Source organism: Rothia sp. HMSC064F07 (assembly GCF_001837265.1).
In the GTDB taxonomy this organism is placed as follows: Bacteria; Actinomycetota; Actinomycetes; order Actinomycetales; family Micrococcaceae; genus Rothia; species Rothia mucilaginosa.
Genome location: NZ_KV831928.1, coordinates 141,394 through 154,318, shown reverse-complemented (window position 1 = coordinate 154,318; position 12,925 = coordinate 141,394). Strand labels below are relative to the sequence as shown.

At 59.5% G+C, this 12,925-nt stretch carries 8 protein-coding genes; 7 read left to right on the top strand and 1 reads right to left on the bottom strand.

Annotated elements, in window-relative coordinates; genetic code table 11:
- The first annotated feature begins 10 nt into the window (after positions 1-10).
- The 5 genes from thrB to HMPREF2712_RS08400 all read left to right on the top strand — a co-directional run bounded on the left by thrB (position 11) and on the right by HMPREF2712_RS08400 (position 7,291).
- Complete coding sequence (gene thrB / locus HMPREF2712_RS08420; RefSeq protein ID WP_070819740.1) at positions 11-979, top strand: homoserine kinase; 969 nt, start codon at positions 11-13, stop codon at positions 977-979.
- 512 nt (positions 980-1,491) lie between these two features.
- On the top strand, positions 1,492-3,636 hold the full coding sequence (gene rho / locus HMPREF2712_RS08415) for a transcription termination factor Rho (protein WP_070819739.1): 2,145 nt from the start codon (positions 1,492-1,494) through the stop codon (positions 3,634-3,636).
- Between the two features lie 140 nt (positions 3,637-3,776).
- Positions 3,777-4,859 (top strand): peptide chain release factor 1, encoded by a 1,083-nt coding sequence (gene prfA, locus HMPREF2712_RS08410; RefSeq protein ID WP_005507792.1) that lies wholly within the window; start codon positions 3,777-3,779, stop codon positions 4,857-4,859.
- 133 nt (positions 4,860-4,992) lie between these two features.
- Positions 4,993-5,919 carry a peptide chain release factor N(5)-glutamine methyltransferase gene (prmC, locus tag HMPREF2712_RS08405; RefSeq protein ID WP_070629500.1) on the top strand — a complete coding sequence of 309 codons (927 nt, stop codon included), beginning with the start codon at positions 4,993-4,995 and terminating at the stop codon, positions 5,917-5,919.
- Between the two features lie 169 nt (positions 5,920-6,088).
- Positions 6,089-7,291 carry an L-threonylcarbamoyladenylate synthase gene (locus HMPREF2712_RS08400; RefSeq protein WP_070819738.1) on the top strand — a complete coding sequence of 401 codons (1,203 nt, stop codon included), beginning with the start codon at positions 6,089-6,091 and terminating at the stop codon, positions 7,289-7,291.
- 174 nt (positions 7,292-7,465) lie between these two features.
- Here the strand turns inward: HMPREF2712_RS08400 and HMPREF2712_RS08395 are convergent, their stop codons facing one another.
- A complete protein-coding gene (locus tag HMPREF2712_RS08395) occupies positions 7,466-8,467 on the bottom strand; it encodes an NAD-dependent epimerase/dehydratase family protein (protein WP_070819737.1) in 1,002 nt (333 codons plus the stop codon).
- Between the two features lie 429 nt (positions 8,468-8,896).
- Here HMPREF2712_RS08395 and HMPREF2712_RS08390 point away from each other — a divergent pair, with 429 nt between their 5' ends.
- Both HMPREF2712_RS08390 and HMPREF2712_RS08385 read left to right on the top strand, forming a co-directional pair.
- Entirely contained in the window at positions 8,897-10,864 is a 1,968-nt protein-coding gene (locus HMPREF2712_RS08390; RefSeq protein ID WP_070819736.1) for a glycosyltransferase family 2 protein, read from the top strand.
- Positions 10,864-12,822 carry a polysaccharide biosynthesis protein gene (locus HMPREF2712_RS08385; RefSeq protein ID WP_070819735.1) on the top strand — a complete coding sequence of 653 codons (1,959 nt, stop codon included), beginning with the start codon at positions 10,864-10,866 and terminating at the stop codon, positions 12,820-12,822. The genes HMPREF2712_RS08390 and HMPREF2712_RS08385 overlap by 1 nt, the downstream gene beginning before the upstream one ends.
- The last annotated feature ends 103 nt before the right edge of the window (positions 12,823-12,925 follow it).

Genomic DNA, 12,925 nt, shown 5'->3' with positions numbered 1-12,925 from the left:
GGTTCTTCTCATGTCTTCCCTGCATATTTCTGATATTCCGGTGGGCGCGTCCGTTAAGGTTCGCGTTCCCGCTACGAGCGCTAACCTGGGTCCCGGCTATGACAGCATGGGTTTGGGTCTTGGCTTCTATGATGAGCTGGTTGTTGAGCGTATTGAGTCCGGCCTGGAGTTTGAGCTCAGCGGTGAGGGTAGCGCGGATGTTCCTCGCGACGAGAGCCACCTGGTTTTGCAGGCGATGAAGGCTGGTTTCGCGGCGGCTGGTTTGGATGAGCTGCCCCCGGTGAAGCTGATTGCTGATAACAAGATTCCGCATTCTCGCGGTATGGGTTCTTCGGCGTCGGCTATTGTTGCGGGTGTGGCTGCAGCGAGCGGTCTGCTGCCGGAGGAGCACCGTCTGAGCCGTGAGCAGATGCTACAGGTCGCCTCCGATATGGAGGGCCATCCGGATAACGTGGCTCCGGCGATTTACGGCAACCTGTCGGTGTCCTGGGGTGAGATGGGCAACTGGAAGACCTTGATTATTCCGGTGCATCCTGATGTTCACCCTGTGGTGGCTGTGCCCGATTATGAGGTGTCGACGAAGCTTGCTCGTTCGCTGATTCCTGCGCAGATGCCCCACGTTGAGGCGGTGGCGAACTCGGCTCGTGCGGCGTTGTTGGTGCGCACTCTCTCTGATGCTCCCGAGTACCTGATGGATGCGACTGTGGATTACCTGCATCAGGGTTATCGTGTGACCGCGATGGAGCCGTCGGCTGCGCTGGTGGCGTACCTGCGCGGTCAGGGTTTTGCGGCGGTGATTTCTGGCGCTGGCCCGACTGTTTTGACCTTTGCGCACGGCGATAAGCAGGTGCAGCAGGTGCAGGAGGCTATTGCCGAGTTCGCGGCGACTCACCCCTGTAGCGCTATTGTGGATCGTCGCCTGAACTGGCGGGTTCTTCCTCTTGAAATTGATACTGAAGGTGTTATAGTTACTCAGTAGGACGTTATTAGTTCGTCCTATGTTGAGGTTCGCCCGTCGTTCAATGTAGACCGTCGATACTATCCTTCGTAACGTACTTCCGTTTCCCCTTATCCCTCAGGTGCTTTTGTATCTGAGCGGGAGTCGGCAGGGTTCGGGGGAGTGCCTTTGGAGTTCACGTCTTTCTTTATTTCTGACGCATAGGGGAAGACTTTTCTGGAGGTTCGGTTTCGCGGCGGGTGCCCTTTCAAAGTGACCATTCCATCCTCTTCATCTCGTGTAGATGGTTCTTAGAGATGATGGTTTGGGCTTGCCCACATTTGTGATAGAGCGCCTTATCTTCCGTGTGTGCCCGCTGTGTCTGAATCAGCGGGTACGGTAAGAGACGCGAACCGCCTCCAGTGCGGTTCGAGGGAGTCGAAGGTGCGGACTGCTGTTTTCTTTCGGCAGTGTCTAAGCCTTTGACCGCGCTATAGCGTTCGCCCGATCTTTATTCTGAAGATTTTCAGGGCTTATAACCAAAGGAATTGTAGTTGGCAAAGAATATTGTTGTCACCGATGAGTACGGTACGGCAGCTGCCGCACCGGAACTTGCGAACTTGAAGGTCGCGCAGCTGCGTGTCCTCGCCCAGCAGCTTGGTATCCGCGGCTATCTGAAGTTGAAGAAGGCTGAGCTGGTTCAGGCTCTTGAGGAGCATCAGCGTGGCGGCGCCGTAGCCGCTCCTGCTGAGCCCAAGGCTGAGACTCCCGCTGAGTCTGCCCAGACTCCCGATGCTGAGAAGGTTGAGGAGTCTAAGCCTCGCCGTACCCGCCGTACTCGCACCCAGAAGGATGCTGAGGCGAAGGCAGAGAAGACCGAAAACGCGGAGGCTGTTGAGGCTCCCGCTGAGGGTGCTGAGAAGGCTGAAAAGTCTGAGAAGCGTACCCGTTCTTCCCGCCATGAGACTCCCGCTCAGAAGCGTGCGCGCGCTCGCCGCGCCGCTGAGGGCGAGGACGCATCGGCTGAGAAGTTCGAGAAGACTGAGAATAACGAGAAGCCGGAGAAGCGTACCCGCCGCACCCGTACCCGTAAGGACGAGAAGCCCGCTGAGCTTCCTCCGCTGGACGTGCGTGCTGAGCTGGCTGCTGAGCGTATTGGCGAGCGTGCGGAGCAGGTTGACCTGCCCGGTAACTCTGCTGAGCTGAAGGCTACTACCGCTGACGGCACCGCGAGCCTGGACAGCCTGAACGCTGCCCTGGACATGACTTTTGGCACCCCCGACGGTGAGAAGAGCTCGAAGCGTACCCGCACCCGTGAGCGTCGCCGCGACCAGGATGGTGAGCGTACTGAGCGTCGTTCCAAGCGTGACCGCCAGGCGGAGCGTGCAGAGCGCAATGCTGAGCGTAGCGAACGTGCCGAGCGTAAGGCTGCTGAGCGTGCAGAACGCGCAGAGCGTGCCGAGCGCACTGAGCGCCGTTCCAAGCGTGACCGCCAGGCTGAGCGTGCTGAGAAGCAGGCTCGCCGCCGCGAGGAGAACGAGCCTCGCCTGAGCGAAGACGATGTGCTGGCACCGATTTCAGGTGTTCTGGACATTCTCGACAACTACGCTTTCGTGCGTACCACCGGCTACCTGCCCGGCACCAACGACGTGTACGTCTCCCTGGCTCAGGTGAAGAAGTACAACCTGCGTAAGGGCGACCACGTGCTCGGCGCGATTCGCGTGCCGCGCGAGGGTGAGTCGAACAACCGCCAGCGTTTCAACGCCCTGGTTCAGGTTGAGGCGATTAACGGTCAGAGCGTTGAGGAAGCAGCGAACCGCCGCGTCTTCTCGAAGCTGACCCCGCTGTACCCCAAGGAGCGTCTGCGCCTGGAGACCACCCCGAAGAAGCTGGGCACCCGCGTGGTTGACCTGGTGTCCCCGATTGGTAAGGGTCAGCGTGGTCTGATTGTGTCCCCGCCGAAGGCGGGTAAGACCCTCATGCTGCAGTCCATCGCGAACGCGATTACCGTGAACAACCCGGACGTGTACCTGATGATGGTCCTGGTGGATGAGCGTCCTGAAGAAGTGACCGATATGCAGCGCACTGTTAAGGGTGAGGTTATCGCCTCGACCTTCGACCGTCCGGCTGAGGATCACACCACTGTGGCTGAGCTGGCTATTGAGCGTGCGAAGCGTATGGTGGAGCTCGGCTACGATGTGGTCGTGCTGCTGGACTCCATGACCCGCCTGGGCCGTGCATACAACCTGGCTGCTCCCGCATCCGGTCGTATCCTGTCCGGTGGTGTGGATTCTGCCGCACTGTACCCGCCGAAGAAGTTCTTCGGCGCTGCCCGCAACATTGAAGAGGGCGGCTCGCTGACCATTCTGGCTACCGCGCTGGTTGAGACCGGCTCGAAGATGGACGAAGTGATCTTCGAAGAGTTCAAGGGCACCGGTAACATGGAGCTGCGCCTGTCCCGTCAGCTGGCGGATAAGCGTATCTTCCCGGCGGTTGATATTAACGCTTCTGGTACTCGCCGCGAGGAGAACCTGCTCTCCCCGGATGAGATCAAGATTATGTGGGGTCTGCGCCGTGCCCTGGCGGGTATGGAACCCGAGCAGGCTCTGGGTGTTCTGACCAACCAGCTGCGTAAGACTGAAAGCAACGTGGAGTTCCTTCTGACGGTTCAGAAGAACGGTCTGCGTCTGGTCGACTAAGGCTCGTATCTCACGCGCCCCACCTCCTCATTGTGGGTGGGGCGCGTGAGCCGTTCGTTTTGTGCATCCCTGCCAGGGGTGTGAGATGTCTAGTGCCTGCCCGTGCGGCGTAAAGTGCGGGAGATGGAAGAGAGAACAGAATGTTTGAATCTATTCAGGTTCTGCTGGATGAGCACGCTGACCTGCAGAATCAGCTGGCTGACCCCGCCGTGCAGGCGAATCAGGGTAAGGCACGCCGTGTGGGCCGCCGCTACGCGGAGCTGACCGGTATTGTGACTGCGTACAACAAGTACACTTCGCTGAAGGATGACCTTGAGGCTGCTCGCGAGATGGCTGATGAGGATCCGGATTTCGCGGCGGAGATTCCCGGTCTGGAGGAGGAGCTGGAGGTTGCTCAGGAGAAGCTGCGCCGCCTGCTGATTCCGCGTGACCCGGATGATGGCCGTAACGTCATTCTTGAGGTGAAGGCTGGTGCCGGTGGTGACGAGGCGGCTCTGTTTGCTGGTGACCTGCTGCGCATGTACATGCGTTACGCCGAGCACAAGGGCTGGAAGACTGAGATTATCTCTTCGACCAGCACTGACGTGGGCGGTTATAAGGATGCCCAGATTGCTATTAAGGGTTCCTCGAATGAGCCGGCCGAGGGCGTGTGGGCGCACCTGAAGTACGAGGGTGGCGTGCACCGCGTGCAGCGTGTTCCGGCGACTGAGTCTCAGGGCCGTATCCACACTTCTGCTGCCGGTGTTCTGGTGTTCCCCGAAGTGGATGAGCCGGAAGAAATCGAGATTAACCAGAATGACCTGAAGATTGACGTGTACCGTTCTTCGGGCCCCGGTGGTCAGTCGGTGAACACCACTGACTCGGCGGTGCGTATTACCCACCTTCCGACCGGTATTGTGGTGGCGATGCAGAATGAGAAGTCTCAGCTGCAGAACCGTGAAGCTGCGATGCGCGTTCTGCGTGCGCGACTGCTGGCTCACCAGCAGGAGCAGATTGACGCTGAGAACGCGGCACACCGCGCTTCGCAGGTGCGTACCATGGACCGTTCGGAGCGTATCCGTACTTACAACTTCCCGGAGAACCGCATTGCGGATCACCGTACCGGCTACAAGGCGTACAACCTGGATGCCGTACTGAATGGTGACCTGGAGCCTGTGGTTCAGTCCGCTATTGAGATGGATGAGGCGCACCGCCTCGCTCAGGTGGGCCAGGAACAGAAGTAGTTCTGTATTTGCTCGTGCCGATTCTTTGAAACGGTATGAGATGTTGGTGAGGGGCTCGCCGCTACGGCGGTGGAGCCCCTTAGCCATATGCTGTGACAGGTTTTGAGCTGTTGAGAGACGAGGAGGAGAGCTCATGAAGGTGAATGTGCACGACCCGCGCGGGGAAGAACTCGCACAGGTAATTACGCGCGCCACCGCGGCACTGGCGCAGGTGCCCAGCCCCCGCGTCGACGCTGAGCTACTCGCAGCGCACCTGCTCTACGACGGCTCACGCTCGCGCCTCCAGCACGCCGCGCTGATGGGGGAGCGGCTCACCCCCGACCAGGTCGCAGAGTACGAGGCGCTGGTCGCCCGCCGCGCCTGCCGCGAACCGCTGCAGCACATCACCGGCTCCGCTCCCTTCTACCGTCTAGAACTGGCAGTCGGACCGGGCGTGTTCGTACCCCGCCCCGAGACCGAGCTACTCGTCGAAGAAGCCCTCAAAGTGCTGACCGCACGCACCAATTCGGCACCCCGCACCAATTCGGCAACCGGTGCGTTGCGCATCGTCGACCTGTGCACCGGCTCCGGGGCTATCGCCGCGGCTATCAAGAGCGAACTGCCGAACGCCCAAGTATTCGCGGTAGAGCTCTCCGAAGACGCCATCCCCTACACCCGCAAGAACCTGGAGCCACTCGGCGTGCACCTGGTTCAGGGGGATGCCCTCACCGCCCTGCCCGAACTTGCCGGAACCTTCGATGCGGTGCTCTCTAACCCTCCGTACATTCCGCCGGCGAACGTGCCCGCCGACCCGGAAGCCGCCCTGCACGACCCGGACATGGCACTGTACGGAGGGGGAGAGGACGGCATGCAGATGCCCTCCGCAATTGCCGCCCGCGCCTTCGAGCTTCTTACCCCCGGCGGCCTGTTCATTATGGAGCACGACGACACCCAGGAAGAAGCCGTCGCCGAGCTGTTGGCGCGTGTTGGCTTCGAGGGCTGCTACCCGGTGCGTGACCTGAATAATCGTCCGCGTCATAGCGTCGGTTATAAACCGCGCCCACTAGAGCCTTTAGACTAGTAGATGCACCACCTAGCCCGTGCCGGGCTGCATGAAGGCAACGCGTCCGCCTCCTCAGCCAGCTCAAAGCCCGCGAAATATGGTGAACCCCCGGAAGAGTGCTTCCACATGGCGCGTTGTGGGTGCCGGTGTCTCGCCGCATCCAGAAAAACATGAGAGAATAAGACCCGTGACTGCAAAGCTGTACCCCGTAACGACTGAAACTGAGACCCGCGAGGCCATTGAAGCTGCCCGCGAGGCGCTGAAGGCGCACGACACGATTGTGATGCCCACCGATACCGTCTACGGTATTGCCGCCGATGCTTTCTCGCATCAGGGCGTTGCCAAGCTGCTGGCAGATAAGGGCCGCGACCGCACCATGCCGCCGCCCGTGCTGATCTTTGATCTTGCTGCGCTCGCTGGCGTGGTCGACGACGTTCCGGACGATATTTACGATTTGGGTGGTCGCTTCTGGCCCGGCGCGCTGACTATGATTCTTCACGCGTACCCGTCGCTGAGCTGGGATTTGGGCGAGACTCGCGGTACTGTTGCCGTGCGTGTTCCCGATGATGAGTTCGCCCTGAAGTTGCTGACTGAGCACGGTCCGCTGGCGGTGTCGAGCGCGAATAAGACCGGTCATGAAGCCGCACTGGACGCACAGACCGCCATGGATTCTCTGGGCGAGGACGTTGCCGTGGTGATTGACGGTGGCGCTCGTCCTAAGCCGCTTGAGTCTGAGCCGAATGAGGACGGCGTGGTTGTGGTTACTGAGCGTGACCCGGCACCGTCCACGATTCTGGATTGCACCTCCTTCCCCTACGTGGTGGTTCGTGAGGGCGCGATTTCGGTGGAGGAGCTGCGCGAGGTTGTTCCGACCATTCTGACTCGTGCGGAGGCTGACGAGCAGGCGGCTCGTAAGGTTGAGGAAGCTGAGGCTGTTTCTTCCGCGTCGTCTGAGTCGACTCCTTCTGAGCGTGCTCTGGATGAGCAGGCTGACCTGGATGAGGCGTACGAGCAGTGGGACAGCACCCACACTGTGAGCGGTGAGCCTGCTCGTCGCGCTTCGGCACCGGTTGCCGGTTCTGTCGCGGCGTCCCTGCTGGGCGCTACTTCGGCTCTGTCTTCTGCTTTCAGCACTGGCGTGGATCAGGAGCGTTCGCGCGGCTACCGTGACAACACTCCGAAGCCGGTTCGTGCGGATGAGCCGCAGACCAACCCGGTTCCTGCTGATACTGCTCGCGCGCTGGTCTTTGGCGAGTCGAAGATTGAGACTGCCGCTAAGGATGAGGCTAAGCCGGCAGAAGCTAAGGCTGAAGACGCTAAGACTGAAGCTACTAAGACTGAAGCTGAGGCAAAGACCGAGCAGAAAGACGCCCCGGAGGATCACCTCTAAACCTCTGCGGGTTATAGCGCTCGGGTATAAATCTCGGAGCATAAAAACGTATAGGGAACCCCCGATATATCGTTCAGATATATCGGGGGTTCCCTTTCGTTATGAGCCCTCTAGAGGCGCGCAACTAGGCTGTGTGCCTCAGGTCGTGCACCTTTAGGAGAGCACGCGCGCTACCTAGTTCTTCTCGAAGCGGCGGTCCTTCTTCTTACCCAGCGCGGTGTGGGCATTGCGCAGTACTTCACGCACGCGCGGGGTGGGCAGAAGGTTGTTGTCACGTGCCCAGGAGTCGTCGATGCCCTGGCCGAACCACATGACCTCGACCTTACGCACGGAACCTGCGAACTTGTCATTCATCAGCTCGGAGACGGTGTAGCCCGCCTTGACGGCTACGCGGCAGAGCCACTCGGGCAGGCGGTGCGGGTGGCGGCGACCAGCATCCACGGATGCGGAGGCGACGGTTGCGCCTTCCCAAGGCTGCAGCACGATGGTGGGTAGCTCGCCGGGGAAGGTGCCGAGCATGACAACGAATTCTGCGAGGGCGTGCACGCTGGAAACCGGGGACTTGCCGGTGCCTGCACCCGCAACGGACGCGAAGGGGGAGGAGGCCATCTTGGCGAAGAGTTCGGTGGTGCGTCGGCCGCGGCCCTGCACGCTGGTTGCGCGAAGGATGCACAGTTCGGGTGCGCAGTCGGGGTGCTCTTCGAGGAAGTAGTCCTGCAGGTCGAGCAGCGCTTCTTCGCCGAGTGCCTTGGAGAAGGAGTAGGCGCTGAACGGGTTGGTCTCTTCGGAATCATCTAGCACGAGGCGCGGGCCCTGCACAGCTGCGGAGGAGAGGTGGATGACGCGGCGCACGCCGGTTCGCTGTGCGGCGATTGCGATTACGGCGGGAAGCAGGGCGTTTGCGCCGACGAGCGGGGGCAGATCCTGCATGTTGGGTGCTGCGAGGCCCGCTGCGTTGACGACGACCTGTGCGCCTGCGAAGGCTTCTGCGAGGGAGTCGATGATGCCTTCAAGCTGGTCTGCTTCGTCGATGATGCTGTCTACGTCGAGGGCGCGGGTTGCGAGTCGAGGTGCCTCAATGGGGTCGACGCTGATACCTTCTGCGTTCAGACGCGCGACGATGGAGGAACCAACGAAGCCGCTGGCGCCAATGACTTTCCACTTGGATTCGGACATCTCTTTTACCTCTCACGAGCCCGCGTACGTTGCGGGGAAAAATGGGGTCATTTCAACTTTCCCATATTTGAACAGTTTATGGGGAATTTGTGGGTTTTTATTCGGTCTCTGGTCGTTTTTTCGCACGGGGTGCACAGCGCAAACACAGGCTGTGAAGCTGGTAGCTTGATGGATACCCAAAACTGGGTGTGCCGGTACGTCCGCTATGCGGATAAATCAACTGAATTCGGTTGTTTATTTGTCATAAAGTGCGTCTTTTGAGGTGATGGTTCACTCTCTAGTGGAGACCGCAGGTAGAATATTTTCTTTGAGTGATATATCCACACGGTTGAATGCCGCGGGCGCGAGAAACACCAGAAGCGCCCAGTACGGTATGGGTATATCGCGTACCGGCTGATTCAGGCGCATCGCGCCGCGGAGGGAGAACTTATGGCAGAAAAGTACAGCGACGTGACCGCTTTTGCCCAGCCTTCTTCCAATCAGTCTTCTTCTCACGATCCTTTGAACGAGTATCCCCGCACGGTTGCCGTGGTGGTGACTTATAACCGTGAGGACCTGCTGCCGAAGACCCTTGCTGGTATCGCTTCTGGTGAGCGTGTGCCTGCGGCGGTGGTGATTGTTGATAACGCCTCCACGGACGGTACTGCCGAGTATCTGCGCGCCCTGGACTATAAGCTGCCGGTGGACTGCATCCGCCTGGAGAGCAATATGGGCGGCGCTGGCGGTTTCGCGGTGGGTATTGATCGCGCTCTGGAACGCCATAACCCGGATCTGGTGTGGGTTATGGATGATGACACCGAGCCGACCGAGAACACCCTGTCGGAGGCGGTTGCCGCCTGGCTGAACTATTCGCCGGTGCCTTCGCAGCGCCCCGCGGTGGTGGCGTCTCGTGTGGTGTGGACGAACGGCGAGGACCACCCGATGAACACTCCGCGCACGATGTTTGCGGCGGGGGAGCAGCGTCATGCTCGTGCGCAGGCGGTGGGTGCCCGTCCGATTCGTAGCGCCTCGTTCGTGTCGATTCTGATGGATGCGCAGGCTATTCGCCGTAATGGTGGTTTGCCGATTGCTGAGTTCTTCATTTGGAATGACGACTTCGAATTTTCGACTCGTCTGATTCATCACCGTGACGGCATTGCGGTACCTTCTTCGGTGGCTAAGCACCACACGAAGACTTTTGGCACGACGAATGCCGACCCGGGCCCGCGTTTCTATAACGATGTGCGTAATAAGCTGTGGGTCTTTACCCGTTCGCGTACTCTGAACCCGCTGGAGAAGCTGCTCTATGGTGGCTCGTCGGCGCGTCTGTGGATTTCTACTGTTCTGCGTACTGATGACCGCCGTACCTACCTGGGGTATTTCCTCGATGGCGTGCGTGATGGTTTGCGTGCGCCTCGCCCGAATGCTCAGGTGCTTGAGGGCATTTACCCGCTGACTTTCCCGGGCCGCTATGGCGTGCCTACATCCGCTGAAAGCCGCGCTGATTCTGAGAAGGCGCGCGGTTGCGTGAGCTCCGTACCCGATTTCTCGGTGCTGATGAGCGTGTACGCTAAGGAGAACCCCGCCTATCTGGATCAGGCGTTGGAGTCGAATCTTCTGAACCAGACGGTGCGTCCTTCCGAGCTGGTTTTGGTGAAGGACGGCCCGCTGACCCCCGAGCTGGATGCCGTGGTGGACCGCTGGGTTCAGCGCGCCGAGAACCTGGATTGCCCGCCGATTCAGGTGGTGGATCTGGCTCAGAATGTTGGTTTGGCGGAGGCGCTGAACGCCGGGCTGCAGGCGTGTTCGTATGAGCTGGTTGCTCGTGCTGATTCTGATGATCTGTCTGAGCCGACTCGTTTTGCGCGTCTGATTCCTGCCCTGGTGCAGGGCGGCTACACGGTGCTGGGCTCTGCCATGCTTGAGGTGAATGAGAGCAATACTTCGGTGGAGTCGACCCGCGAGGCGATTGTTGATTCTGCTCGTTTGCTCAGCGCGATGGATTCGCGTAACCCGATTTATCACCCGTCCGTGGCGTTCGTGAAGAGTGCCGTGCAGCAGCTGGGCGGTTACGAGTTCGTGCCCGGCGCTGAGGATTGGTGGCTGTGGATGCGTCTGCGCGATGCTGGCTACCGTCTGGGCAATATCCCCGAGGCTCTGGTGCGTTACCGCGTGGGTGCGGGCGCGTACACGAAGCGCGGGGGAGTGGACGCCTGGTTGCAGGATGTGGCGATTCAGCGTCGACTGTACACCGGTCACGGTATTTCTAAGCTTCAGTGGGCTCAGAATATGGCGGTGCGGAGTGTGTACCGTTTTGTTCCTGAGCGGGCGCGCCGTTCGGCGTTTCGTGCGTTGTCGTCTTTGACGGCTCGTGCTTCTTCTCGTTCTTCTAGTACCGCATCTGAAGGAGGCATGTAGTGGCTCAGTTGAAACCTCACGCTCATGTGGTGATGCGGAAGGCGGCCCAGCGCGGCACGATGGTGACGGAGGGCGACTCTGGCACGATGCTGGTGAACCGCCTGTATGAGCGTAAGCCGTGGTGGCTGATTGCGCAGGCGCTGATTGATTCGAGTGCCTGGGTTCTGGCGGTTTTGTTCGCGTACATGCTCCGCTATAGTGTGCTGCTCAGTAACGGCTCGGTGTTCGATATTATTCACCCGGCGTCGTTGACGATGACCGCTATGTTGGCTGTGGTGTTGCACCTGGTCGTTGGTTTGGCGGGCGTGAAGATTTATAACGGCGTGTATTCGTACGGTTCGTTTGACGAGTCGTGGCGTGCCGGCGCGGCTGCTTTGAGCGCGGGTGCGGCGTTGACTGCTTTCTCTTTTGTGGATGAGCTGTTGGGTCTGCCGCATATTCCGCATAGTGTGCCTGCGATTGCGGCGGCATTTAGCTTGATTATGATGGCGGGCGCTCGCATGGCGAAGCGTGTGTACACTGAGCGCGGTGCTGTGCGTGAGCTGACCGGTGAGCCGGTGATTGTGTACGGTGCTGGCTTTATCGGCGGCATGGTCATGGATTCGATGTTGCACGATGAGGATGCGAAGCTTCGCCCGGTTGCGGTCTTCGATGATGACCAGCTGAAGGCTGGTACGAAGTTCCACGGCATTTCGGTGATTACTACTTACCGTGAGCTGGAGCAGGTGATTCGTGAGTCGGGTACCCGTAAGATTCTGGTGACGATTTCGGATATGTCGGAGGATTACTTCGAGTCCTTCTGCAACCGCATGCGTAAGCTTAAGGTTGAGGTTCAGCGTATTAGTAGTGCGAATGCTCGACTGATGGGTGAGCGTCTGATTACCGCGAGCGATAACGACCTGATGCGCGTGATTCGTGGTGAGATTAACTACGATATTGACCGCGATATTCTGCGTTCGTACCTGCACGGTAAGCGCGTGCTGGTTACGGGCGCGGGCGGTTCGATTGGTTCTGAGCTGTGCCGTCAGATTAGCGAGTTTGAGCCGGAGACCCTCATGATGCTTGATCATGATGAGACTCTGCTAATGGAGACGAAGGTTTCGATTACTCACGAGTCGAGCCTGGATGATGATCGCATCATCCTGGCTGATATTCGTGAGGGCGATAACCTGCTGGAGATTTTCCGTGACCGTCGCCCCGAGGTGGTGTTCCACGCTGCGGCTTTGAAGCATGTGTCGGCGCTGGAGGCGTACCCGCAGGAAGCATGGAAGACGAACTCTCTGGGTACTCTGAACGTGTTGCGTGCCGCGGAGGCGGTGGGCGTGAAGACCTTCGTGAACGTTTCGACCGATAAGGCGGCGGATCCGAAGACTGCGCTGGGTCAGTCCAAGCGCGTGGCGGAGCGTCTGACCGCGTACTTTGGCGAGAAGACCGGCAACACCTACGTGTCGGTTCGTTTCGGTAACGTGTTTGGTTCGCGCGGTTCGATTAAGCCGCTCTTTACGAAGCAGATTCTTTCGGGTGGTCCGATTACCCTGACGGATAAGCGCGCGACCCGTTACTTCATGCTGATTACCGATGCCTGCCTGCTGGTGATGCTTGCCGGTGCGATTGGTCGCCCGGGCGAGGTCATGGTGCTGGATATGGGCCAGCCGGTTAAGATCCTGGACGTTGCGAAGGCGATGCGCCAGGCGTATGAGCGGTATGACGTGGAGATCAAGGAGATTGGTCTTCGCAAGGGTGAGAAGCTGGATGAGACTCTCTTCGGCGGTACCGAGAAGCTGGTGCCGAGCGAGGAGAACCGGTATATTTCCCGGTCGAGTGCCCCGGCACTTGACCCTGATGAGCTCGATTATGAGCGGTGGATTCAGAACTATCGGGAGCACAGCGGCTATGAGCGTCATGGCCTGGAGCGTGCCCCTGATCCGCGTACTTTGGCGGATGCGCAGACGTTCTAATCTTTACGGAAATGACACCGGATGCTGCACTTGCGTGGCGGGTGCGGTATCCGGTGTTTTCTCTTTCTCGGGTGTAGAACATATCAGGACGCAGAATATGCAG

Bases quoted from the DNA above. Each gene is read 5' to 3' on its own strand.
- prmC (WP_070629500.1), top strand. From the start codon at position 4,993: ATGAAGGTGAATGTGCACGACCCGCGCGGGGAAGAACTCGCACAGGTA.
- thrB (WP_070819740.1), top strand. From the start codon at position 11: ATGTCTTCCCTGCATATTTCTGATATTCCGGTGGGCGCGTCCGTTAAG.
- prfA (WP_005507792.1), top strand. From the start codon at position 3,777: ATGTTTGAATCTATTCAGGTTCTGCTGGATGAGCACGCTGACCTGCAG.
- HMPREF2712_RS08395 (WP_070819737.1), bottom strand. From the start codon at position 8,467: ATGTCCGAATCCAAGTGGAAAGTCATTGGCGCCAGCGGCTTCGTTGGT.
- HMPREF2712_RS08390 (WP_070819736.1), top strand. From the start codon at position 8,897: ATGGCAGAAAAGTACAGCGACGTGACCGCTTTTGCCCAGCCTTCTTCC.